Annotated in this window: 23 protein-coding genes, 6 tRNA genes and 1 riboswitch; of the genes, 17 read left to right on the forward strand and 12 right to left on the reverse strand. The window is 67.6% G+C overall.

All coding sequences use genetic code 11. The features are described 5' to 3' along the window. Nucleotides 1–10: 10 nt before the first annotated feature. The 10 genes from ribA to J2X42_RS09565 all read right to left on the reverse strand — a co-directional run bounded on the left by ribA (nucleotide 11) and on the right by J2X42_RS09565 (nucleotide 8,515). A complete protein-coding gene (gene ribA, locus J2X42_RS09520) occupies nucleotides 11–739 on the reverse strand; it encodes a GTP cyclohydrolase II (RefSeq protein WP_310164540.1) in 729 nt (242 codons plus the stop codon). After that, nucleotides 736–1,446, reverse strand: coding sequence for a 3,4-dihydroxy-2-butanone-4-phosphate synthase (gene ribB, locus J2X42_RS09525; protein WP_310164543.1), 711 nt, complete (start codon nucleotides 1,444–1,446; stop codon nucleotides 736–738). The genes ribA and ribB overlap by 4 nt, the downstream gene beginning before the upstream one ends. Continuing rightward, on the reverse strand, nucleotides 1,443–2,078 hold the full coding sequence (locus J2X42_RS09530; RefSeq protein ID WP_310164545.1) for a riboflavin synthase: 636 nt from the start codon (nucleotides 2,076–2,078) through the stop codon (nucleotides 1,443–1,445). Before J2X42_RS09530 ends, ribB begins: the two co-directional genes overlap by 4 nt. Beyond that, the gene (gene ribD / locus J2X42_RS09535; protein ID WP_310164546.1) at nucleotides 2,078–3,244 is read right to left on the reverse strand and encodes a bifunctional diaminohydroxyphosphoribosylaminopyrimidine deaminase/5-amino-6-(5-phosphoribosylamino)uracil reductase RibD; all 1,167 of its coding nucleotides are present in this window, start codon (nucleotides 3,242–3,244) and stop codon (nucleotides 2,078–2,080) included. Before ribD ends, J2X42_RS09530 begins: the two co-directional genes overlap by 1 nt. Nucleotides 3,245–3,418: 174 nt before the next feature. Then, nucleotides 3,419–3,573: riboswitch (FMN riboswitch) on the reverse strand. A gap of 40 nt (nucleotides 3,574–3,613) precedes the next feature. Beyond that, on the reverse strand, nucleotides 3,614–4,294 hold the full coding sequence (gene rpe / locus J2X42_RS09540; protein WP_310164809.1) for a ribulose-phosphate 3-epimerase: 681 nt from the start codon (nucleotides 4,292–4,294) through the stop codon (nucleotides 3,614–3,616). Between the two features lie 17 nt (nucleotides 4,295–4,311). Further along, the gene (locus J2X42_RS09545) at nucleotides 4,312–5,886 is read right to left on the reverse strand and encodes an RsmB/NOP family class I SAM-dependent RNA methyltransferase (protein WP_396134059.1); all 1,575 of its coding nucleotides are present in this window, start codon (nucleotides 5,884–5,886) and stop codon (nucleotides 4,312–4,314) included. 2 nt (nucleotides 5,887–5,888) lie between these two features. Continuing rightward, complete coding sequence (gene fmt / locus J2X42_RS09550; RefSeq protein ID WP_310164550.1) at nucleotides 5,889–6,809, reverse strand: methionyl-tRNA formyltransferase; 921 nt, start codon at nucleotides 6,807–6,809, stop codon at nucleotides 5,889–5,891. Next, nucleotides 6,806–7,423, reverse strand: coding sequence for a peptide deformylase (gene def, locus J2X42_RS09555; protein WP_310164552.1), 618 nt, complete (start codon nucleotides 7,421–7,423; stop codon nucleotides 6,806–6,808). The genes fmt and def overlap by 4 nt, the downstream gene beginning before the upstream one ends. A 60-nt stretch (nucleotides 7,424–7,483) precedes the next feature. After that, nucleotides 7,484–8,338, reverse strand: a complete 855-nt coding sequence (locus J2X42_RS09560; RefSeq protein WP_310164554.1) for a cytochrome — start codon at nucleotides 8,336–8,338, stop codon at nucleotides 7,484–7,486. A 105-nt stretch (nucleotides 8,339–8,443) separates the two neighbouring features. Then, nucleotides 8,444–8,515 (reverse strand) — tRNA-Val (locus tag J2X42_RS09565). Nucleotides 8,516–8,753: 238 nt separating this feature from the next. On the opposite strand from J2X42_RS09565, the gene J2X42_RS09570 reads away from it, so the two are divergent. The 7 genes from J2X42_RS09570 to J2X42_RS09600 all read left to right on the forward strand — a co-directional run bounded on the left by J2X42_RS09570 (nucleotide 8,754) and on the right by J2X42_RS09600 (nucleotide 10,073). Then, nucleotides 8,754–8,826: transfer RNA gene (locus J2X42_RS09570), tRNA-Gly, on the forward strand. Between the two features lie 47 nt (nucleotides 8,827–8,873). Next, nucleotides 8,874–8,944 (forward strand) — tRNA-Cys (locus J2X42_RS09575). A 40-nt stretch (nucleotides 8,945–8,984) separates the two neighbouring features. Continuing rightward, nucleotides 8,985–9,059, forward strand: a tRNA-Val gene (locus tag J2X42_RS09580). Between the two features lie 55 nt (nucleotides 9,060–9,114). Continuing rightward, nucleotides 9,115–9,187: transfer RNA gene (locus J2X42_RS09585), tRNA-Gly, on the forward strand. Between the two features lie 47 nt (nucleotides 9,188–9,234). Continuing rightward, nucleotides 9,235–9,306: transfer RNA gene (locus tag J2X42_RS09590), tRNA-Val, on the forward strand. A 166-nt stretch (nucleotides 9,307–9,472) separates the two neighbouring features. Beyond that, complete coding sequence (locus J2X42_RS09595; protein ID WP_131134298.1) at nucleotides 9,473–9,736, forward strand: antitoxin; 264 nt, start codon at nucleotides 9,473–9,475, stop codon at nucleotides 9,734–9,736. 145 nt (nucleotides 9,737–9,881) lie between these two features. After that, nucleotides 9,882–10,073, forward strand: a complete 192-nt coding sequence (locus tag J2X42_RS09600; RefSeq protein ID WP_310164557.1) for a hypothetical protein — start codon at nucleotides 9,882–9,884, stop codon at nucleotides 10,071–10,073. Between the two features lie 132 nt (nucleotides 10,074–10,205). Here the strand turns inward: J2X42_RS09600 and zapE are convergent, their stop codons facing one another. Beyond that, on the reverse strand, nucleotides 10,206–11,243 hold the full coding sequence (zapE, locus tag J2X42_RS09605; protein WP_310164559.1) for a cell division protein ZapE: 1,038 nt from the start codon (nucleotides 11,241–11,243) through the stop codon (nucleotides 10,206–10,208). Nucleotides 11,244–11,461: 218 nt separating this feature from the next. On the opposite strand from zapE, the gene J2X42_RS09610 reads away from it, so the two are divergent. The 3 genes from J2X42_RS09610 to ybaK are packed head-to-tail and all read left to right on the forward strand — an operon-like array spanning nucleotide 11,462 to nucleotide 13,358. After that, the gene (locus J2X42_RS09610; protein WP_310164560.1) at nucleotides 11,462–12,373 is read left to right on the forward strand and encodes a sulfurtransferase; all 912 of its coding nucleotides are present in this window, start codon (nucleotides 11,462–11,464) and stop codon (nucleotides 12,371–12,373) included. Between the two features lie 10 nt (nucleotides 12,374–12,383). Next, the gene (locus J2X42_RS09615) at nucleotides 12,384–12,845 is read left to right on the forward strand and encodes a SufE family protein (RefSeq protein WP_310164562.1); all 462 of its coding nucleotides are present in this window, start codon (nucleotides 12,384–12,386) and stop codon (nucleotides 12,843–12,845) included. A 15-nt stretch (nucleotides 12,846–12,860) separates the two neighbouring features. Next, a complete protein-coding gene (ybaK, locus tag J2X42_RS09620; RefSeq protein ID WP_310164564.1) occupies nucleotides 12,861–13,358 on the forward strand; it encodes a Cys-tRNA(Pro) deacylase in 498 nt (165 codons plus the stop codon). Between the two features lie 15 nt (nucleotides 13,359–13,373). Here ybaK and J2X42_RS09625 read toward each other — a convergent pair whose 3' ends face one another. Beyond that, on the reverse strand, nucleotides 13,374–14,648 hold the full coding sequence (locus J2X42_RS09625; protein ID WP_310164566.1) for an alpha/beta fold hydrolase: 1,275 nt from the start codon (nucleotides 14,646–14,648) through the stop codon (nucleotides 13,374–13,376). Nucleotides 14,649–14,772: 124 nt separating this feature from the next. Here J2X42_RS09625 and J2X42_RS09630 point away from each other — a divergent pair, with 124 nt between their 5' ends. From J2X42_RS09630 to J2X42_RS09660, 7 genes are all read left to right on the forward strand, one after another. After that, nucleotides 14,773–15,264: a hypothetical protein gene (locus J2X42_RS09630; RefSeq protein ID WP_310164568.1), complete on the forward strand. Its 492-nt coding sequence runs from the start codon at nucleotides 14,773–14,775 to the stop codon at nucleotides 15,262–15,264. Between the two features lie 14 nt (nucleotides 15,265–15,278). Beyond that, nucleotides 15,279–15,788, forward strand: coding sequence for a peptide-methionine (R)-S-oxide reductase MsrB (gene msrB, locus J2X42_RS09635; protein ID WP_310164569.1), 510 nt, complete (start codon nucleotides 15,279–15,281; stop codon nucleotides 15,786–15,788). Between the two features lie 164 nt (nucleotides 15,789–15,952). Next, entirely contained in the window at nucleotides 15,953–17,320 is a 1,368-nt protein-coding gene (locus J2X42_RS09640; protein ID WP_310164571.1) for a DUF6421 family protein, read from the forward strand. Continuing rightward, entirely contained in the window at nucleotides 17,317–18,084 is a 768-nt protein-coding gene (locus J2X42_RS09645) for an SDR family oxidoreductase (protein ID WP_310164573.1), read from the forward strand. Before J2X42_RS09640 ends, J2X42_RS09645 begins: the two co-directional genes overlap by 4 nt. A gap of 30 nt (nucleotides 18,085–18,114) precedes the next feature. Next, nucleotides 18,115–19,221 carry a low specificity L-threonine aldolase gene (locus J2X42_RS09650; RefSeq protein WP_310164811.1) on the forward strand — a complete coding sequence of 369 codons (1,107 nt, stop codon included), beginning with the start codon at nucleotides 18,115–18,117 and terminating at the stop codon, nucleotides 19,219–19,221. A 58-nt stretch (nucleotides 19,222–19,279) separates the two neighbouring features. After that, the gene (locus J2X42_RS09655; RefSeq protein WP_310164575.1) at nucleotides 19,280–19,933 is read left to right on the forward strand and encodes a DUF3000 domain-containing protein; all 654 of its coding nucleotides are present in this window, start codon (nucleotides 19,280–19,282) and stop codon (nucleotides 19,931–19,933) included. Between the two features lie 42 nt (nucleotides 19,934–19,975). Continuing rightward, nucleotides 19,976–21,304: an HRDC domain-containing protein gene (locus J2X42_RS09660; RefSeq protein ID WP_310164577.1), complete on the forward strand. Its 1,329-nt coding sequence runs from the start codon at nucleotides 19,976–19,978 to the stop codon at nucleotides 21,302–21,304. Nucleotides 21,305–21,386 lie beyond the last annotated feature (82 nt).

Genomic DNA, 21,386 nt, shown 5'->3' on the forward strand with positions numbered 1-21,386 from the left:
GTTCCGTTCTTCAGTCTTGTTCGTGCTGGAAAGTTTCGGGCGCGGAGCCGGGCACCGCCACCACATGGGTGTCCAGCGTCAGCCGGTGCTCCATGCGGTCCTTTTTGGTCTGCAGGTAGCGGATGTTCTGGTCGCGTGAGGGCACCTCGGTGGGGACCATCTCCACCACCTTCACCCCTGCTTTGGCGAGCCTGTGCTTTTTGTCCGGGTTGTTGCTCAGGAGCCTGACTTCGTGGAGGCCCATCTCCGCCAGGACCTGGGCGGCTGCGTTGTAGGAACGCGCGTCCACAGGCAGGCCCAACTGCTCATTGGCTTCCACGGTGTCGAAGCCGGCCTCCTGGAGGGCGTAAGCCTTGATCTTGTTGGCCAGCCCGATCCCCCGGCCTTCCTGTCCACGCAGGTACAGCAGGGTGCCGCCGTACGCGTGAATCATTTCCAGGGCGTAGGCCAGCTGTTCACCGCAGTCGCAGCGGTAGGACCCAAAGATGTCGCCGGTGAGGCACTCTGAATGGAGCCGGACCAAGGGAGCCTTGCCGTCCCTGGGCGGGTTGGGGGAACTCACCGCAAGGTGCTCGGCGCCGGTGACGAGATCGGTCCAGGCCTGGGCGATGAAGTCGCCGAACGCCGTCGGCAGCTGCACGATGGGCCCGCCGCTGACCGGATGGTGGACCTTTCCGTTGCCGGTGGTCCCCTGCTGGCTGCTGTGGTGGGCGTTGCCCGTAACCCCGGAAGCCGTCATCGTTTCTCCTCTTCTCCGCCCGGGCGTCCTGCCCGGGTACCGCTGTGGGCCGGCGTGCCGGCTGCCTCAAGGTAGGCCACCAGGTCCTCGATCGAGATCAGGGGGCACCCATGTTCGGCAGCGAAGGCACGGAGCCCGTCCAACCGCATCATTTCACCGTCGTCGTACACAACTTCCGCGATCACGCCCACCGGCTCCAGGCCGGCCAGCCGGCACAGGTCCACGGCCGCTTCAGTATGGCCGGGGCGTTCACGCACTCCACCGTTAACCGCCCGGAGCGGGAAAATATGCCCGGGCCGGGTCACCGATGCCGGACCCGCGGCGGGGTCGGCCAGGATGCGGGCCGTGAGGGCCCGGTCCGTTGCCGAGATGCCGGTGCTGACGCCCACGGCGGCGTCGCAGGACACCGTGTAGGCGGTGCCCTTGGAGTCCTGGTTCACCGCGACCATCGGCGGCAGCGCCAGGTCATCGGCGCGTTCGCCGGACAGCGGGACGCAGATGACGCCGGAGCTGTAGCGGATGGTCCAGCCCATCAGCGCCGGGGTGGCGTGCTGGGCCGCGAAGATGATGTCGCCTTCGTTTTCGCGGTCTTCGTTGTCCACCACCAGGACGGGCCGGCCGGCGGCCATGGCGCGGATGGCGTCCTCCACCGGGTCAAGTCCGAGGGCGGCGTCCGTTGCCGGCTCAAGGTGTGCGGTGCCGTTCATCGGGTTCCTCCTGTGGCTGCGCCGGTGCTGAAGGCCAGCAGCCGTTCGGTGTACTTGGCGAGGACGTCCACCTCAAGGTTGACCCTGCTGCCGGTGGTCTTGGCACCAAGTCCGGTTTCGGCAAGCGTGGTGGGGATCAGCCCCACTTCGAACCAGGGCTCCGGTTCCGGGGCCGGGCTGACGGCGGTGACGGTGAGCGAGACGCCGTCAATGGCGATGGAGCCCTTTTCGGCGATGTACCGGGCGAGGTTTCCCGGAACGGCGAAGCGCAGCCGCTCCCAGTTCCCCAGTGCCTCGCGCTCCACGAGCTGCCCGACGCCGTCGACATGGCCCTGGACAACGTGGCCGTCGAGGCGGCCGCCGGCCGGGACGCACCGCTCAAGGTTGACGGAGTCGCCGGCGGCGAGTTCGCCGATGGTGCTGCGGACCAGGGTTTCGCCCATCACGTCGACGCTGAAGTCCCTGCCGTCAATCTGGGTGGCGGTCAGGCACACGCCGTTCACGGCGATGGAGCCGCCCAGGGCGAGGCCCTCGGTGCTGGCGGGGGCGTGGAGCCTGACGGTGGCGCTGGTGTCGCCGTCCCGTTCCACGGACAGGACCTGTCCCTGTTCGGCAATAATTCCGGTAAACATCAGTGGCCTCCCAAGGCTGGTTCGGCGCCGCCCAGGCGCGCGAGTGGTTCAGAATGCGGTTGTGGTTCCAAAGTTTGAGTGTGCTGGGGCCGGAGGTGGAGCCTGAGGTCCCGGCCGAGGGTCCTGACGGCGCCGCCGTCGGACTGGTCCCAGTCCCACTGCTGCGCGTCCGGCAGCGTGGTGATTCCAAGCCCGTCCAGCGCCGGCGTCCCGGATCCCAGCAGCGTGGGGGCGAGGTACACGATCAGCTCGTCCACGAGGCCGGCTGCCAGGAAGGCGCTGAGGATCCGCGAGCCGCCCTCCACCATGACGTGGCGGATTCCCGCCGCGTACAGCTGCGAGAGTGCATCGCGCGGTTCACGGGTGGGCAGGTGGAGCACCCGGCCGTCTTCGCCGCGGACGGCAGCGTCCGCCGGGATGTCCCGCAGGCCCATCACGGCCCGGAGGGGCTGCCTGCCGGACACGGCACCGGACGCGTCGCGGGCCGTGAGCCGCGGGTTGTCGATGAGGACGGTCTGGGTGCCCACCAGGATGGCGTCGATCCTGCCGCGGAGCCCGTGGTTGTCGGCGAGCGATTCCGGGCTGGAGATCCACTGGCTGGTCCCGTCCTCGGCGGCGATGCGGCTGTCGAGGGTCTGGGCGATGTGGAGCGTCACGAACGGCCGTTTCGCGGCAACGCCCTGGAACCACTGGCGGTTCAGCTCAAGGGCCTCCCCCGCGGCGAGGCCGCTGCGGACCCTGACGCCGGCTTCGCGGAGAGTGGCCGCGCCGCCTGCAGCGGGGTCGTGGGGATCATCCACGGCGTAGATGACATCCGTGATTCCGGCTTCGATGATGGCCTGGGCGCACGGCCCGGTCCGGCCGACGTGGTTGCACGGTTCGAGCGTGACCAGCATGGTGGCGCCGTGCAGGTCCAGTCCGGCCGCAGCCGCCTGGGCTATCGCGTCGGCCTCGGCGTGTGCGGTCCCGGCGCCGCGGTGGTAGCCCGTCACCAGGTGCCTGCCTTCGGAATCCACGACGACGGCACCCACCAGGGGGTTCGCGCCGCGGGGCCCGCGCAGGGCTGCTTCAAGTGCTGCATCCATGGCGGATGTTTCCGCCGGGCTGAAGGCAGTCACTATTTCGTCGTTGGGCGCTTGGGCGCGCTGCGCTGTGGACGGGGTCATGGTGCGACCACCGGGCAGGCTTGGCCGGATTCCACGCCGTGAGGAGTCAGGGCGTCGAAGAGCCATCGCAAGGGGTTCATGTGTGTTGTCGTTCCTTCCCTCTAGAACCGCGATGGCTCCGGGGGTATACGACAGCAGAAGGCTGCGGCATCAAATGATGCCGCAGATACAGCTGTACGTGCTTCTCTCATCCAGACTTTAACTGTCGGTACCGGAATTTCACCGGTTCAACCGTCCGCCGGTTCCTTCCCTGGAGGGGGAAAGCGCCGGCTCGCGGGTCGCGGACTGTCACCGCCGGTTCGGACTTACACCGACCCCGGAGCACGTATTGTGTGTTGCTATTCTGCCACAACCATGAAGGTGGCCAGACTATTCCGACGACCCCGCGCGTAACGTTTGGCTGCCTGCTTTGCGCAGCCGTTCGATGGCCGCCGCAGGGTCCTCCGCACCGTACACAGCGGAGCCGGCGACGAAGACGTTGGCTCCTGCTTCGGCTGCCCGGGTAATGGTTTCCTCGGTGATGCCGCCGTCCACCTGGATGGCCACGCCGATCCCGGAACCGTCGATCGCTGCCCTCGCCCGGCGGATCTTGGGGAGCGTGAGGTCCAGGAACGCCTGGCCGCCGAAGCCGGGTTCCACGGTCATGATGAGCAGCATGTCCAGCTCGGCCAGCATGTCCAGGTAGGGCTCCACGGGTGTACCTGGCCGCAGCGCCATGCCCGCCTTGGAGCCCCGGGCCCGCAGTTCGCGTGCCAGCTTGATGGGGGCAATCGATGCCTCGGCGTGGAACGTGACGGACGCGAGGCCCGCGTCAGCGAACCCGGGTGCCCAGCGGTCGGCGTCAGCGATCATCAGGTGGGCGTCCAGGGGCACCGGGCTGACGGCCTGGATCCGCTGGACCACCGGCAGGCCGATGGTGAGGTTCGGGACGAAGTGGTTGTCCATCACGTCCACGTGGACGGCGTCGGCATTGCTGATGCGGTGCAGTTCGGCTTCGAGGTTAACGAAGTCGGCGGAGAGGATGCTCGGATTGATGCAGCATTGCGTCACGGGTGAACCTTTCACGGTCAGGCCTTTTTACGGATCAGGGCGAGGAACATGGCGTCCGTGCTGTGGACGTGGGGCCAGAGCTGGGCGGTCAGCCCGTGCCCGGCGCCCAGGTTGCCGGTGAGGCTGACGCTGTCCAGGACCGCGCCGGCATCCAGGAGCTCCAGGTCATCGCGCTTGCGCAGGGCATCGGTGACGACGGCGGTGGTTTCGGCGGGGTGCGGCGAGCACGTGACGTACGCCACCACGCCGCCGGGGCGGACGGCGGCGAGGGCTGACTTGAGCAGGTCCCGCTGCAGCGGCCCTAAGTCCGCAAGGTCCTTGGGCGTGCGGCGCCAGCGGGACTCCGGACGACGGCGGAGCGCGCCGAGTCCGCTGCAAGGGACATCCACCAGGACACGGTCAAATGATTCGGGCTGCTCGGCGCCGACTTCCCGGCCGTCGCCGGTGCGGACACGCCAGGCGTCCCTGGGGACGGCCGACAAGGCCTGGCTGACGAGCTTCGCCCGGTGCGGGGCCGGTTCGTTCGCGAGGAGCGTGGCACCCCGGGCGTTGGCCAGGGCACCGAGCAGGGCGGCCTTGCCGCCGGGTCCGGCGCACAGGTCCAGCCAGGTTTCGGGGCCGGCGGCCTGCTCCAGGTCTACGGCTGCCAGCGCCCGGGCCACCAGCTGCGAGCCGACGTCCTGGACCCGTGTGGTTCCTTCCCGCACGGACGCCAGCCGGCCAAGGTCGCCGCCGCTGGAGAGGGCCGACCCTTCCACCAGTTCGCCCGGGGTGGCCCCGCTTTCGAGGGCTTCGTCGAGGCTCCCCAGTCCCGGCAGGGCCACCAGGTTCACCACCGGGGCCGCGTTGTCGGCTTCGAGGAGATCGTTGATTTCGGCGGCGGACCGACCGTGGGCCACAAGCGACTGGCGCATGGCGCGGACAATCCATTCCGGGTGCGCGTACTTGATGGAGGCGACCTTGGTCTCGTCGGTTTCGCCGGCGACCAGCAGGTCCAGCCATTCCTCGAGCGTGTGCGCCGTGACCTTCCGGAGCACAGCGTTGATCAGCGCGGACGGTCCGGCGCCGATCACGGCACGGGCCAGGCCGACGGTCTGGTCCAGGGCTGCATGGGCCGGTACGCGCATGGCCAGCAGCTGGTGCGTGCCGATGCGCAGGGCATCGAGGATGGCCGGATCCAGCTGGTCCAGCGGCCTGTCGACGCAGCGGGCCAGGACGGCGTCGTAGGTGCCCTGGCCGCGGAGGGCGCCGTAGCTCAGTTCCGTGGCGAAGCCGGCGTCGCGTTTGTCCAGCCCGTGGTGGCGGATCCGGGACGGCAGCACCAGGTTGGCGTAGGCGTCCTCCGCAGCGACGGCGCGCAGGACTTCGAAGGCCACCAGCCTGGCGGGATCGGCCCGGCGGGTCCGCTGCGCCGGCGCGTTTTCGGTAAAGCTCCGCTGCGCGGGGCGGTTGCGTTCCCGGCCCTGGGCGTTTCGCTGGCTGTTGTCCCGCTGTCCGCCGCCGCCACGGCCTCCCCGTGAGCCGCTGCCACGCTGTCCCCCGCCGCCGGCATTGCCGCCGCGGCCGGTGCCGCCTGTGTTTCCGCCGGACATGCTCATTCGAACACCACGCTTTCCAGTGTTGCCATGCCGCGGGCCCAATCGGCCGCGGCCATCATCTTCTTGCCGGCGGGCTGGATCCGCGTCAGCTCCACCGCATGGGAGCCGGTGCCCACCAGGACGCTCTTGCCGTTGAGCACCAACGCGCCGGGGGCGACATCCGTGGCCTCCGGCCGCAGCCGGACGGGTTCCAGTTTGACCCGCTGTCCGTCGAGGGTTGTCCACGCGCCAGGCTCGGGGGTGACCCCGCGGGCGCGCCGCCCGATGGCCAGCGCCGGCTGGTGCCAGTCGAGCCGGCCGTCGTCAAGGGTCAGTTTGGGGGCGAGCGATACGTCTCCGCGCTGAGGTTGCGCGGCAGCTTTGCCGGCATCGACGGCGGAGAGGGTCTGGGCCAGGAGCACGGCACCGCTGTGGGACAGCCGCTCGAGCAGCTGCCCGGCGGTGTCATCGGGGCCGACGCTCTCGGTCAGGGTTCCGAACACGGGCCCGGTATCCAGGCCGGCTTCCAGCTGGAAGGTGACCGCGCCCGTGACGTCGTCGCCGGCGATCACTGCACGCTGCACGGGGGCGGCGCCGCGCCAGGCAGGCAGCAGGGAGAAGTGCAGGTTGATCCAGCCGTGCCGCGGAACGTCCAGGGCTGCCGGGGGGATCAGTCCGCCGTAGGCAACGATGGCCGCAACGTCCGGGCTGACCGCGGCGATCCTTGCGGTCACATCCGCGTCCACCTTGGCGGCGTGGATAACGTCAATGCCCAGTTCGGCGGCCCGCTGGGCAACGGGCGACGGCGTGAGCACGCGTTTGCGTCCGACCGGCGCGTCCGGGCGGGTCAGGACGGCAACGACGTCGAAGCCCGCCTGCACCAGGGCGTCCAGCGAGGGCACCGCAACCGCGGGTGTACCGGCAAAAAGCACCCTCATTCAGCAGCACCGGGCGCCGCGGCACCAAAGCTTGCCCCGCCGGAACCGGCAGCCCCAAAACTTGCCCCGCCGAAACTGGATCCGACTGTTTTGGCCCGCTTCGCCGTCGTTTGCTCCGTGATGGCGTCATAGTTGGCGTTGCGTATGGACCGCAGGGCCTTTTTCCGGTCCTCGCCCTCCAGCCGGTCGGTGTAGAGGATGCCGTCCAGGTGGTCGGTCTCGTGCTGGAAACAGCGCGCCAGCATGCCTTCGCCCTCGACGGTGACGGGATTGCCGTGCAGGTCAACGCCGGTGACCTTGGTGGCCCGGAAGCGCCGGACGGGAAACCCCAACCCGGGGATGGACAGGCAGCCTTCCACGTGGTCCGGCTGGTAGTCGTCGCTGTTTTCCAGGACCGGATTAATGATGTGGCCGTCCACGCCGCCGACGCGGAAGGTAAAGACGCGCTGGCTGACGCCGATCTGCGGCGCGGCCAGCCCGGCGCCCTCGACGTCCTCCATGGTCTCGGTCATGTCCGCCACCAGCTTGGCCAGCTCAGGCCCGAACTCCGTCACGGGATCGGCCACTGTGCGCAGCACAGGGTCGCCGATGATGCGGATATTCAGAATGGCCATGTGCTTGTCTTTCCGGTTGGCGGATTGGGAACCAATCCAGTTTAGGCGGTGCTCAGGAGGCTAGGCGGTCCGTGCCGGCAGGGGCGGCGGTACGGGGATGAGGGCCGTGCCGGCGCTGATGGTGTCGGCGGAAAGCTCCCAGACGCGGCGCAGCGCGCAGAATTTCCACCAGTGGTGCTTCAGGACGTCCGGGTTGGCACGGACCGGGCGCACTTCTGTTTCGCCGATGGCCACGGCCAAAAGCACAGGGTTCTCGCCATACTTCCAGGCTTCCCATTCCCCGGCCACCGGGTCCACGAGGCTTTCCTCGGCCTTCATTCCGGCGACCAGCTGCATGACCACTTTGTCGTCGAGGGGCTTGACGGTGCCGTCCCGTGTGGTGCCCTTGGTTTTGTAGTCGATGACGCAGATCCTGCCGTTGATCTTCGCCACCAGGTCCAGGGTGCCTGCATATCCCACCGATTTGTTCCAGACCGTGATTTCCGGGGCGATGGGCTCCACCCGGTACAGTTCCCACCATTCGTCGAACCGCACGGCGAAGGCTTCCTCCCCGTTGGCGGCCAGCGCCTCCCGGGTTTCCTTCATGGCATGCGGACGGCCGAGCGCCCGGAGCGCCACCTGCTCGCAGTAGTTATGGACGCGGTCCCCGCGCCTGGCGGCCTCATCGCGGTACGTTTCGGCGGCCTTCGCAGCCCGGTTGACCGCCTGGCGGATCTTGGCCGGGCTGCCGAGGCAGTCGGCCAGCAGCGGATCCTTCGCCAGGCTGCTGGCACCCATGTAGCCAAACCAGCCGTCCAGTCCGTGCGGTTGCTGTCCGATCACCGTGGTGATGGAGGGGACAGTGAACGGCTCGGACGTGGAGCGCGCGTACATGCGGCCGTACTCGGTGGCGTGGGCAAGAAGCGGATCAGTCATACAAAGACTCTTTCACAAGGGGCTGACAGAATGGCCGGCGCAGAAACCCGGGCACAAAAAAGGTCCGTTTCCGCTCACAAGGAGCGGAAACGGACCGGATATCGGTGGGCGATACTGGGTTCGAACCAGTGACCTCTTCGGTGTGAACGAAGCGCGCTACCACTGCGCCAATCGCCCCGATGCATTTGAATGCTAGCCCACCCTGGGCCGAATCCGAAATCGGGCGCAAACTCAACCGGTGCATCATCTGAATTACAGCCCTGTAATTCGAAAAATTCCCTAGATTCCGGGGATCCAGGGCCATTCGGGCGGTGCCGGGCCATCCCGATTTGGAGATTCCCTGAACCTCCTATAGAGTTCTTACTCGTTGGAACGCGAGGAAATGCCCAAACGGCAGGGAATCAAGCCAATAAATGCGGACGTAGCTCAGCTGGTAGAGCACCACCTTGCCAAGGTGGATGTCGCGAGTTCGAATCTCGTCGTCCGCTCGCAGGACACTGTCACGGCAATGGCTCTTACGAACCGGCGCTTACACGGTGGGTTGGCCGAGAGGCGAGGCAGCGGCCTGCAAAGCCGTATACACGGGTTCGAATCCCGTACCCACCTCGGTGAAAACCATGGTTTCCGGTTAACCCCGGATGGCAATGGGCGATTGGCGCAGCGGTAGCGCGCTTCCCTGACACGGAAGAGGTCACTGGTTCGATCCCAGTATCGCCCACCAAGCAAGGAAACTTGCTTCATGCAGTACGCTTGGCCCCGGCCGGCGCACTACATACGCGGACGTAGCTCAGCTGGTAGAGCACCACCTTGCCAAGGTGGATGTCGCGAGTTCGAATCTCGTCGTCCGCTCTCTTCATGACAAGAAACACATCCCAATAAACCGGTCTTCCGGTTCCGGGCGATTGGCGCAGCGGTAGCGCGCTTCCCTGACACGGAAGAGGTCACTGGTTCGATCCCAGTATCGCCCACAAGCAGCAGCTCCCCTCGGAGCTGCTTTTTTATTGCCCGAAATTAGTGACGCGACGGCCGCCCGGACTTGACGGATTTTGTCACAGCACCTTGGCACCTCCAGGAGACAGGGCTAGGATCGGTTGCGGAGGAGCGACCTGGCTCCGCGATTGAAGGGAGGTGCTCGTGGGACTGATTGACGATCTTAAGGGCAAGGCTAAAGGTCTTATCCATGGCAACGAGCAGGCCATCAAGGACGGCATCACCAAGGCCGGCGATTTTGTCGACACAAAGACCGGCGGCAAGTACGCAGGTCACGTGGACAAGATCCAGGATGGCGCTTCCAAGCTCGTTGACAAGAACGGAACGCCCGGTGCTGCACCTGCCGCTGAGCAGGTCCCGCCGGTCACCCCTGTCCCGCCGGTTCCGCCGGTCGACAAGGCTCCGTAACAAGGATTTGGCCAGGGCTTTGCCCTAGCACGTCAAGGGGGCGCGGGTCCCGCCGGGAGGCGGCACCCGCGCCTTTGGCGTTTAACGCTGACTACACGCGCCGGAACGACGCTCAGCACACCCTTCGGCGGCCACGCCATGAACCTTGCCGCCCTCAGCGCGGCCGGACCCGGCCTACCTTGTGTTCGCGCTGGTCTCGGCGGCCCTGGTGACGCTGGTCAGCGCCGCTCCCCCGGGCCTGCTGGAGGCAGCTGCGGGGCTGGCGCTGATCGGGACCCTGGCGGCCTCGGTGTCGACCGCGCTGGCGGTGGATTCTCAAGGACCGCGGAACGCCTGAATGAGGTGAGTCCCGCCGTCGTGGGCTGCTTTGGGCGGCAAAGCCCGGGAAACAGGTCAGCCCGGCGGCGTGTCCGTGTCGAAGTGCCCCGTTTAGGCCGGGAAGCCCAGCCCTACAGCGGGGAGCCTGCCCTTAGGACGGCTCGTGGTTCTGGCCTTCCCGGGCCAGGGCGGTCAGGCGCGAGACGGCACGGTAGTACTTCTTGGTGTAGCCGCCGTGCATCATCTCGTCAGTGAACAGCTGGTCGAAAGGGACGCCGCTGGCCAGGATGGGCACGTCCTTGTCGTACAGCCGGTCCGCCAGCACCACAAAACGCAGGGCAACGGCCTGCTCGGTGATGGTTTCAACGTTGCGCCACACCACGCCGTCAATGCCGTCGATCAGCTGCCGGTAGCGGCTCGGGTGCACGCCGGCGAGGTGGTTGATCAGCGTGCTGAATTCGTCCTGCGCCACGGTCTTGCCGTCAAACTCGGCCTTCATCTGGGCCGCGAGTTCGCTGTTCTTCAGCGGGGACGGCGGCGTGGGCAGGCCGCGGTGGCGGAAATCCTCGCCGTCGATCCTGATGACCTCAAACTGGTCCGCGAGGACCTGGATTTCACGCTGGAAATCGACGGCGGCAAACCGGCCGTCACCCAGCGAACCCGGAAGGGTGTTGGACGTCGCAGCCAGCTTCACGCCGGCGTCGGCCAGTTCACGCATCAGCCGGGACATCAGCACAGTGTCGCCCGGATCATCCAGCTCGAACTCGTCGATGCACACCAGCTTGTAGTGGCTGAGCGCTTCCACTGTCTTGCGGAAGGAGAGGGCCCCCACCAGGTTGGTGTACTCCACAAACGTGCCGAATGCCTTGGGACCCGGGGCGGCGTGCCACAGCGATGCCAGGAGGTGGGTCTTGCCCACGCCGAATCCGCCGTCCAGGTAGATTCCGGCGCGGGAGGTGTCCTTCTTGGCAAAAAGCTTCTTGAACAGCCCGCCGCCGTTTCCGGCGCCTACTCCGTGCGCAAAGCCCTCCAGTTCCCGGACGGCGTGGGCCTGGCTGGGCTGCTTGGGGTCCGGGCGGTAGCTGGCGAAGGAGACCTGGCCAAACCGCGGTGAAGGATAAAAGCCCTTGAGGAGCTCATCCACCGAAACTGCCGGAGTGCGGGCGGCAAGCTGTTCGATCTGTACCAAGGTGGTCCGTTCTGCTGGTGGGTTGTCCCCAGAAAGAATACCGGCAATGCGGCACGGCTTCCCCGCCGGGGCACGGGCCGGCGGCCGGGCGTGACGAAGGCCATATTTCCCTCTGTTAACGCAACAGCGGACTTCGCTGCCCGCCGTGGCTAGTGTTGGAGCAGGTTCCCAGCATCCTCCTGCAGGTCCGCCGTACGTTTCAATGAAAGGCCATCACCTTGTCCTACCCAGTTGAAGAGAACGAGAAGTTCGCCGCCTACGCCCGTCCCGAGCGCCTGGTTTCCACCGAATGGCTCGCCGCCGCCCTTGAAAGCGGCGCCGTGGCCGATGGAAAGCTGGTGGTAGTGGAGTCCGATGAGGACGTCCTGCTCTACGAGACCGGCCATATCCCCGGATCAGTCAAGATCGACTGGCACACCGACCTCAATGACGAAGTGACCCGTGACTACGTGAACGGCGAAGCTTTCGCCGCCCTGGCCGCAGCCAAGGGCATCTCCCGCGACAGCACCGTGGTCATCTACGGCGACAAGTCCAACTGGTGGGCTGCCTACGCCCTGTGGGTCTTCACCCTGTTCGGCCACGAAGACGTCAGGCTGCTCGACGGCGGCCGCGACAAGTGGATCGCCGAAGGCAGGGAGCTGACGACGGACACCACAACTCCGGCCGCGGGCGACTACCCCGTAGTGGAACGCAATGACTCTCCGATCCGCGCCTTCAAAGAGGACGTTCTGGCGCACTTCGGCAAGCCGCTGATCGACGTCCGTTCCCCCGAGGAATACACGGGACAGCGCACCCACATGCCCGCCTACCCGGAGGAAGGCGCACTCCGCGGCGGCCACATCCCGACGGCGGCGTCCATCCCCTGGGCACGCGCTGCCGCGGCGGACGGGACCTACCGCAGCCGCGGGGAGCTCGAGGCCCTGTACCTCGGCGAGGCAGGGCTGACCGCAGGCGATGACGTGGTTGCGTACTGCCGGATCGGCGAGCGTTCCAGCCACACCTGGTTCGCCCTCAAGTACCTGCTGGGCTTTGACACCGTCCGCAACTACGACGGCTCCTGGACCGAGTGGGGCAACGCAGTGCGCGTCCCCATCGTCAAGGGTGCTGAGCGCGGCTCCGTCCCGGCGTAAGCTGGAGTAGATGACTACTCATGCCTTGCCCGCCTCGCTGGCGGAAATCGTGGACGACTTCCAGGCGCTCACAGAGCCCGAGCGGCTGCAGTTGCTGCTCGAATTCTCGCGCGAGCTGCCGGAGCTGCCGGACCGCCTGAAAGACCACCCCGAGCTCCTGGAGCAGGTGGTGGAATGCCAGTCGCCGCTGTTCCTGACCATTGAGACGGAAAAGCCCGACGCCGGTTCGGCCGGCGCCATCCGGCTCTACTTCAAGGCGCCGCCCGAAGCCCCCACCACGCGGGGTTTCGCCGGGGTGCTCCACGAGGGACTCGACGGGCTCAGCGCAGCGGAAATCCTGTCGGTTCCCGACGATATGCCCGAACTGCTGGGCCTGACGCGGGCCATCACGCCGTTGCGGATGCGCGGCATGACAGCCATGCTGGGCCGCATCAAGCGCAAGGTCGCCGCCTCGTCCCGGCTGCACAGCTAGGCAGCACCCACAAAGATGGGGCGCAAAAGCACTTCCCAGGGAACGCCGGCCACCGCGGTTCTGACCGCGGCCGGCGTTCCCTTTGTGCTGCACCCTTATACCCATGATCCGTCCGCGGCAAGCTACGGAACGGAAGCCGCCGAAGCCCTCGGCATTGACCCCGCCCGGGTGTTCAAGACGCTGATGGTGGAGGTGGAAGGCCGGCTGGCAGTAGGCGTGGTTCCGGTCAGCGGGAACCTTGACCTGAAGGCGTTCGCGGCCGCACTGGACGCGAAGAAGGCCGCGATGGCGGATCCCAAGGCGGCCGAACGCCGGACCGGCTATGTGCTCGGCGGAATCTCGCCGCTGGGACAGCGGCAGCCCTTCCCCACTGTCATAGACAGCAGCGCAGTGGCCCTTGAGACAATCCTGGTTTCCGGCGGCCGGCGAGGGCTCGATATCGAACTGGCCCCCGCGGACCTCATCCGCCTGACGTCCGCGGCGACGGCCCCGATCGGTACCGTCAAAGCCTAGGAACCCGGTTCCCCCCTATCCGGCAGATCCGGCTTGGCCCGGGTTGACCCTGGGCGCCAGCTGCTGCCGCAGCCACGCCTTGACCAGGCGCTCCCAACGGGCGGGATCCACATTCCATTCCTTCGTGTGCCGGGCGTGGTTGAACGTCTCGAACGTGACCATTTCCGGGTTGCGCTCGGCCAGCAGAGCAGACGGGCCATAGGGCACGTATTCGTCGTCCACGCTGTGCACGATCAGGGTGGGCGTGCGCAGTTCAACAGCCCGCGAGACCCAGTCCATGGCCTTCAGGTCCACCGGTGCTGCCAGGCCGGTGAGCCGGCGCCCCAGCGGGTGGCCCAGCATCAGCTGTCCGTAGCGTCCCACCAGGGACGGGATCCTGTTGATCTCTGCGTGATGGGCCAGGACGTTGACCCAGTTGATGACGGGGGCGTCCAGGACCATAGCCCGGATCAGGTGCCGGTACCTGGACAGATCGGCGGTCTGCAGGCAGATGGCGCCTCCCATGGACCAGCCGAAGAGGACGATCTCCTCGGCTCCGTTCGCCAGCGCGTATTCGATGGCAGCCTCGATGTCACGCCATTCCGTGGACCCCAGGCCGTAGCGTCCGTCGTCCGCCGACGGCGCCAGGCCGTCGTTGCGGTACGACACCAGCAGGCTGGTCAGTCCGAGTTCCAGTGCCGGGCCGACTGCCCGCAGGGCTTCCTGGCGGGTGGCGCCCCGGCCGTGGACCATCACTGCCCAGGTGCGTGGGGTGCCGCCGGCCCGGACAAGCCATGCCGGCGCCTGCCCGCCGTCGACCTCAATCAGGACGTCCTCCGCAGGGAGGCCGGCGGCGGCAGGGTCCGGATGGATGGCGCCGCTCCACCAGCCGCGGTGGGCGGTGTTGAGATCGCCGCTGTAGACGGCCTCCACTTCGCGGAGGACCGTGCGCTCCGCGGGTGAGTAGGAGACGATGCGGCCGATCCGGGCGTGGCCCTTGCCGCCGTCGAAAAATAGCCCGTACACACCGTCCACGGTGGTGTCCGGGGTGGCCGCGAGGATGACCTGCTGGCCCTCGCCTTCACGAATCACGGCCAGCACTTCCTGGTCCGACACCCTGCGCGGTGCGGGGGTGATCACCCGCCGCGCAAAGTACAGGGCCAGGGCTGAGGAGCCGGTGGCAACCAGCCCGGCCAGGGCCCCGCCGCCGATGACACCGCCGATGGCCCACTTGGCCCGGAGCGACATCCCCGCCTCGGCAGCAGGGACCGGGGCGGCCGTTCGGGCAGGGGTCCGTGTAGAAGAAGCCATGGGTCCATTCTTACTGCCAATGGCCCGCCGGCCATATTCCGCCACTTAGCCGCCGGACACCGGACGGCGGGCCGCACCGGGGCAAATGGATGCAGGCGAAGTGGCGCAGGACTAGGCTGTTGGCATGAGCGATCCCATCGTCATCCTGACCGAAGAACCCCTGGGCGCGGACGACCGCGTCAACATAGAACGGCTGGTGAACGGGTCGGACTCGCGCCTTGTGGTGCTGGTGCCGGCCAACACGGAGCGCCACCTGGTGGTGGACTTCCTGGAGCATCTGTCGCTGCTGGAAATTTCGAAGGCTTTCCGGGAGCTGGCCGGCCGCGCCCCGGATCCGGCATCCGAACGCGCGGAAGCGGCCGAGACCCTGGCGGTGTCGCTGGCCGCCCTCGAGGGGCTGGGTGCCGGCGTGACCGGCGAGGTGGTGGACGGCGGGGCCGTCAAGGGGCTGGTGGCCAAGGTCAAGGAACTTGGGGTGACGCAGGCCGTGGTGGTCACCCGCCCGCACGCTGTGTCGGACACGTTCCACACCGACTGGGCCAGCAAGGCACAGGACCAGCTCGGCATTCCCGTTCTGCACCTTTATGCGGGCTCGGGATTTATCGGTGACTCCTGAGCGTTGAACAGGCCATGAGCATCTTCGGAAACAAGATATTTGGCAACAAGGCGACGGACGCCACCCAGGACCTGCTGCCTGCGGACCACCCTGCCGGCAGCACCGGAAAGTCGGAAGCCGAGTGGCGGCAGGAACTCACGCCCGAGGAGTACCACGTGCTGCGCCAGGCCGGAACCGAACGGCCCTTCACCGGCGAGTACTGGGACACCCACACGGCCGGTGTGTACCAGTGCCGGGCCTGCGGCGCCGAGCTTTTCACGAGCAACGAGAAATTCGATTCGCATTGCGGCTGGCCGTCCTTCTGGGCCCCGCTGGCGGAGGGCACGGTCCGCTATATCCACGACCGGACCCTGGGCATGGAACGGGTGGAGGTGCGCTGCGCCAATTGCGATTCGCACCTGGGCCATGTTTTTGAGGGCGAGGGCTACGGAACGCCGACTGACCAGCGCTTTTGCATCAACTCCGTCTCGCTGAAGCTCGTCCCCCGCGAGGACGCGCAGGAGCAGGACACCGCCGGGTCCTGATGGCAGGAAGCGCCGGGCCAGCCACCGCCCGTGCTGGAGCTGGACGTGCAGTTGCGGCACTCGAGCTTGAGAGTTTCTTATGCTCAGCCATATTTTGAGTTAGGGAATCTGGTTGCTTGCTACGCTCGCCGTAGACGCCCAAGCAACCAGAAAGGCAGCCTCCGATGACCGAAACCGTGATCATTGCCCCCGCCAGGATTTCCGCCGACAATCCAGGCTGGCTCCGGCTCAAGGCTGCTGCCACGTCACTCCAACTGCTCCAGGCCCAGGACGGGTCCGTCCCCGACCAGGACACGCATCCGGCCGCAGCGGGCCATGTTGCCGTAATCGTTGAATCCATTGAGGAACTGGCTCCCGGGTTCCCGCACGACGCCGCTTACCTCGCGGCTGTCACGGCCGATTTCCGGGCCTGGGCCCAGACCGGTTTTGGCGTACCGGATTTCCTGGCGTCGCTGCTTGCCTTCCAGCCACAGGAACAGCGCGAGGACGGCCTCCAGCACCTGGTGGTCTTCCCCATGTACACCCAGAACGGCAGCAGCAGCCGGCTGGTGGAGGCCGTGCTGATCGAAGTCATCTGGCCGGAATTCATCGCCGCGCTGGAGGCCGGGGATTACTCCAACCGGCTTTTTGTGCCGATCCGCTTCCTGGACTTCACGGCCGGTTACAACACCAACTCGGCCGTGCTGTTCCCGGAGACCGTTGCCGTCCGCGCAACCCCCACCTTCACCTGGGGTGCCATCTTCGCGGACCGTGAGGCGGCCCGGTTCCGCCGTGTCCTGCGTGCCGCCGCGGACATCACGTCCCTCGAACTGCCGGCCGGTGCCGCGGAGCTGCTGGAGGACCAGGAACTGGCGGAGGCGACGTTCGTGATGTGGGACCTGATCCACGACCGGACCCACATGCGCGGCGACCTGCCCTTTGACCCGTTCATGATCAAGCAGCGGATGCCGTTCTTCCTCTACTCGCTCGAAGAGCTTCGCTGCGACCTCACGGCTTTCCGCGAATCAGTGCGGATTGAAAAGGACGCCGACGCCGGCCCCGTTGCCCGCAGGCACGCCAAGCTGGTCCAGTACGCCATCATCTTCGACCGGATCTTCCGCTTCGCCATCACCGGCAGCCGGGTCCGCAACTACGACGGCCTGGGCGGCCAGCTGCTGTTCGCGTGGCTGCACCAGCAGCACGTGCTGCACTGGACGGACAGCAGGCTCAGCATCGACTGGGACCGGGTGGCGGAAGCGGTGATCGCCCTCGGCGCAAGGATCGATGAGCTGTACTGGCGTTCCATCGACCGGCCCAAAACGGCGCACTGGCTCGCCGCGTACCAGCTGATTTCCGGCACGGTAACCCCCAACCCGGCCTCGGTCTGGGCCAAAGGCCCGGATGCACTTCCGCTCTCCGGTCCCCCGCGCGGCCTGACGGACCAGGTGCTGGACGACGAATTCCCGCTGTCCATGTTCTACGAAGCCCTGGAGAAGAAGATGCGACCGGTCATTGAATCCACCGCCGGAATCACGGGCAGTTCCGCCCTGTGACGAAAACCGAAGCGGTGGATACCGGCGGCGCTCCTCAGGGCGGCGCCCTGAAGGTGCTGGTCACCGGCGGCAGCGGGGCCTCCGGCGTCGCGGTGGCGTCGGCGCTCCGGCGGGCCGGGCACCGGGTCTTCACTGTCGGCTCGGACCGGGCCCGCATCGAAGGTGCGGCGAGGCAGGCGGGCGACGGCGTCACACCGCTCGTGTGCGACCTTGCGGACCTGGCCGCCGTGCGCGCCCTCCGGGAGACCCTGGCGGGCACCGCCGGGCGGATGGACGCCGTCATCCACCTCGTGGGCGGCTGGCGCGGCGCGAAGGGCATTGCAGACCAGGACGACGCCGACTGGGACTTCCTGGAGCGCGCTGCCATCACCACGCTCCGGAACGTGTCCCGGGTCTTCTACGACGACCTCGCCGCCTCGGGAACCGGCAGGTTTGCCATGGTCTCCTCCACCGCGGTGGACCGCCCGACGGCGGCGACGGCCGGCTACGTGGCAGCGAAAGCCGCCGCCGAAACCTGGACCATGGCCATGGCGGAAGGCTTCGGCCGCGCCGCGCCCGGCACTGAAGGCCCGAGCGCTGCCCCGGGAAGTGCCGCCGTCGTACTTGTGGTCAAGGCACTGGTGGACGCGGACATGCGCAGGGCGCATCCGGAGCGCAAGTTTCCCGGTGCCACCGACGTCGAAGACCTTGCTGCCGCCGTCGTTGGCCTGTTCAGCCAGCCGGCTGCCGGGCTGAACGGCCGCAGGCTGCTGCTGGCCACCTGACCTCCCTAGACTGAAAGCGTGAACAAAGCAATGACAACCACAGCCGAATCCGGCACGCACACCGCCGGCCGCCTCCATGACCCGTCCGTCCGGGGGTTCGCGTCGGACAACTACTCCGGGGTCCACCCCGAGGTCCTGGCCGCCCTCGCGGCAGCGAACGACGGCCACCAGGTCTCCTACGGCGAGGACGACTACACGGCGCGGCTGCACGAACTCCTGGAGGACCACTTCGGCGCCGGCATCGAAAGCTTCCCGGTGTTCAACGGAACGGGCGCCAACGTCCTGTCCCTCCAGTCGCTGCTGCCCCGGTGGGGCGCCGTCATCTGCGCCTCCACCGCCCACATCAACATGGATGAGAACGGCGCGCCGGAACGGATCGGCGGGATCAAGCTCCTGCACGTCCCCACCCCGGACGGGAAACTGACGCCGGAACTCATCGACCGGGAGGCCTGGGGCTGGGGCGACGAGCACCGCGCCCAGCCGCTGGCCGTCTCCATCACCCAGACCACCGAACTGGGCACCTGCTACACGCCGGCCGAGGTCCGGGCCATCGCAGACCACGCCCACGCCCGGGGCATGAAGCTCCACATGGACGGCGCCCGGCTGGCCAACGCCGCGGCCCACCTGCAGGTGCCGCTGCGGGCGTTCACGCGCGACGCCGGCGTGGACATCCTTTCCTTCGGCGGCACCAAGAACGGGCTGCTGTTCGGCGAGGTGGTGGTGGCCCTGAACCCCGAGGCTGCCCACGGCCTGGTCTACCTGCGCAAGATGAACATGCAGCTGGCTTCGAAGATGCGGTTTATGTCCGCGCAGTTCATCGCCCTGCTGGAGGACGGCCTCTGGCTCCGTTCGGCGTCGCACGCCAACGCCATGGCGGCCCGCCTCCGCGCGGCGGTGGACACCATCGAGGGTGTCCGGCCCACGCAGGAAACCGAATCCAACGGAGTGTTCGCCGTCCTGCCCGAGGGCGTGGCGGACAAGCTCCGGGAGTCATTCCGTTTCTACGACTGGAATGAAGCGGCCCGGGAAGTCCGGTGGATGTGCTCGTTCGATACCAGCGAGGAGGACATTGATGAGTTCGTGGCCGCGATCCGCAAGGAGCTGGCCGCCTACAACGCCGGCAGCACCACCACGTAGCATGGGGCGGCGGACGGCGAGCCTGCACAGGCTCTCCCCCGCCGTTGCGTAATCTGCGATGGTGAACGCACTCGCCCAGGTTCCCCCGGAGTTTCTCCACGCCTTGGGAACCCTCAGGAAAGCACAATGCCGCAGCGAGCTGCGGCTGGCTGAGATTCCGGCGCCGGCACGCCTGGCGCCCTTTGCCGTGGCGCTCGGCGCAGAGGTCATGGCCTCCGGCTCCGCAGGCGCCACCACCCCCGTCCATGGACCCGCCGCAATGGCACTGGCCGCGGCGGCAGGCACCGGGGACGACGAGGACACCGAGCTGGCCACCGGCCGGTTCATCCTGCTGCACGATCCCGAAGGCTCGGCCGTGTGGGACGGGGAGTTCCGGATCGTGACCTACATCCGGGCACAGCTGGAACCGGAAATGGGCAACGACGAAATGCTGGGAACAGTCGCCTGGACCTGGCTGGTGGAGGCCCTCGAAAACCACAAGGCCCCCTACCGCGCCGCCGGCGGCACCGCCACCCGGGTCCTCTCGGAGAGCTTCGGAACCCTTGCTGACAGGCCCGGGTCGATCGATATCGAACTGCGCGCGTCCTGGACCCCGGCGTCGTCTGACGTCACCGCCCACCTGGAAGCGTGGTCGGACATGGTCTGCACGTTCGCCGGCCTGCCGCCGCTGCCGGACGGGGTATCGCCATTGCCGAACCGGCGCCGGAACTAGCCCGGAATCCCTGAACCCCCTTGTCGGTAAACTGAAGGCACCATGACCCCTCACATTCCGGATAACACCACAGCCGGCGCTCCGGCTGCTGACACCACTCCCCACATCACGGTGGACGGCTTCGACAGCCCCATCCCCGTGGTCATCGACCTTGACGCACCGCGCGACGGCGTACCCCTCGTGATCGAAACCCAGTCCGGGCTGGAGCGCTGCGCCGCTGCCATCGCCGCCGGCACCGGACCCGCGGGAGTGGACGCCGAGCGAGCCTCGGGTTTCCGCTACGGCCAGCGCGCCTTCCTGGTCCAGATCCGGCGCGAAGGCTCCGGCACCTGGCTGATTGATCCCGAGCCCTTCGAAAACCTGGCCATCATCAACGACGCCCTCCAGGGCGTGGAATGGATCCTGCACGCGGCCAGCCAGGACCTGCCGTGCCTGTCGGAACTGGGCATGTGGCCGGACAGGCTTTTCGACACGGAACTGGCTGCGCGGCTCGCCGGACTCCCCCGCGTCGGGCTTGCTGCCGTGATCGAGCAGCTGCTGGGTTTCGGCCTGGCCAAGGAGCATTCCGCCGCCGACTGGTCCACCCGCCCCCTGCCGGAACCCTGGCTGCGGTACGCTGCCCTGGACGTGGAAGTCCTCACCGAGCTGCGTGAGGAACTCATCGAACTGCTGGAGGCGGACGGCAAGCTCGAATACGCGGAGCAGGAATTCGCGGCCATCCTGGAGGCCGGTGTGGCCCCGCCCCGGGTTGACCCGTGGCGCAAGACCTCCGGCCTGCACCAGATCCGTGACCGCCGCCAGCTCGCAGCGGTCCGCGAGCTGTGGCTGGAGCGCGATTCGCTGGCGCAGAAGCGGGACGTGGCACCTGGCCGGCTCATCCCGGATTCCGCCCTCGTCTCAGCCGCGAAAGCGATGCCCTCCACCGTTCCCCAGCTGCTCGGCACCAAGGGTTTCCACGGCAGGGCGGCCCAGCGCGAAGCGCCGCGCTGGCTCCGCTGCATCGCGGCTGCACGTGACCTGACGGACCTGCCCCCGCTGCACCTGCCCACCAACGCCCCGCCCCCGCCCCGGGTGTGGGCCGACCGGGACCCCGAGGCGGCCGCACGGCTCGCCACTGCACGGCCGCTCCTGCAGGAGAAGGCGGAGGAAACCAACCTCCCGCTGGAGAACCTGCTGACGCCCGATTACCTGCGCCGCATCGCCTGGCGCCCGCCGGCAAAGATCAGCGAAGAAACGGTTGCCGGGGAACTCCGCGCCCTGGGCGCCCGGGAATGGCAGGTTGGACTGGTGGCTCCGCTCATTACGGCGGCGTTCCTGAACCCCCAGCCCTTGCCGCCCAAGGAACCTAAGGCCGCCCCGGCCGCCCAGTAAACGCCTCCCCGCCGAGCCTTGCACACTAAGTTACTGGCGAGTAACATAGTGTGCACTGCCGTCCGGAACAGTGCTGCCCTTT

The organism is Arthrobacter sp. BE255, assembly GCF_031457335.1.
Taxonomy (GTDB): domain Bacteria; phylum Actinomycetota; class Actinomycetes; order Actinomycetales; family Micrococcaceae; genus Arthrobacter.

What these genes read in the sequence shown, in the direction of transcription:
- ribA (WP_310164540.1), bottom strand. Translation starts at nt 739, where the DNA reads ATGACGGCTTCCGGGGTTACGGGCAACGCCCACCACAGCAGCCAGCAG.
- ribB (WP_310164543.1), bottom strand. Translation starts at nt 1,446, where the DNA reads ATGAACGGCACCGCACACCTTGAGCCGGCAACGGACGCCGCCCTCGGA.
- J2X42_RS09530 (WP_310164545.1), bottom strand. Translation starts at nt 2,078, where the DNA reads ATGTTTACCGGAATTATTGCCGAACAGGGACAGGTCCTGTCCGTGGAA.
- ribD (WP_310164546.1), bottom strand. Translation starts at nt 3,244, where the DNA reads ATGACCCCGTCCACAGCGCAGCGCGCCCAAGCGCCCAACGACGAAATA.
- J2X42_RS09545 (WP_396134059.1), bottom strand. Translation starts at nt 5,886, where the DNA reads ATGTCCGGCGGAAACACAGGCGGCACCGGCCGCGGCGGCAATGCCGGC.
- fmt (WP_310164550.1), bottom strand. Translation starts at nt 6,809, where the DNA reads ATGAGGGTGCTTTTTGCCGGTACACCCGCGGTTGCGGTGCCCTCGCTG.
- def (WP_310164552.1), bottom strand. Translation starts at nt 7,423, where the DNA reads ATGGCCATTCTGAATATCCGCATCATCGGCGACCCTGTGCTGCGCACA.
- J2X42_RS09560 (WP_310164554.1), bottom strand. Translation starts at nt 8,338, where the DNA reads ATGACTGATCCGCTTCTTGCCCACGCCACCGAGTACGGCCGCATGTAC.
- J2X42_RS09615 (WP_310164562.1), top strand. Translation starts at nt 12,384, where the DNA reads ATGACTACTCATGCCTTGCCCGCCTCGCTGGCGGAAATCGTGGACGAC.
- ybaK (WP_310164564.1), top strand. Translation starts at nt 12,861, where the DNA reads ATGGGGCGCAAAAGCACTTCCCAGGGAACGCCGGCCACCGCGGTTCTG.
- J2X42_RS09625 (WP_310164566.1), bottom strand. Translation starts at nt 14,648, where the DNA reads ATGGCTTCTTCTACACGGACCCCTGCCCGAACGGCCGCCCCGGTCCCT.
- J2X42_RS09630 (WP_310164568.1), top strand. Translation starts at nt 14,773, where the DNA reads ATGAGCGATCCCATCGTCATCCTGACCGAAGAACCCCTGGGCGCGGAC.
- msrB (WP_310164569.1), top strand. Translation starts at nt 15,279, where the DNA reads ATGAGCATCTTCGGAAACAAGATATTTGGCAACAAGGCGACGGACGCC.
- J2X42_RS09640 (WP_310164571.1), top strand. Translation starts at nt 15,953, where the DNA reads ATGACCGAAACCGTGATCATTGCCCCCGCCAGGATTTCCGCCGACAAT.
- J2X42_RS09650 (WP_310164811.1), top strand. Translation starts at nt 18,115, where the DNA reads ATGACAACCACAGCCGAATCCGGCACGCACACCGCCGGCCGCCTCCAT.
- J2X42_RS09655 (WP_310164575.1), top strand. Translation starts at nt 19,280, where the DNA reads ATGGTGAACGCACTCGCCCAGGTTCCCCCGGAGTTTCTCCACGCCTTG.
- J2X42_RS09660 (WP_310164577.1), top strand. Translation starts at nt 19,976, where the DNA reads ATGACCCCTCACATTCCGGATAACACCACAGCCGGCGCTCCGGCTGCT.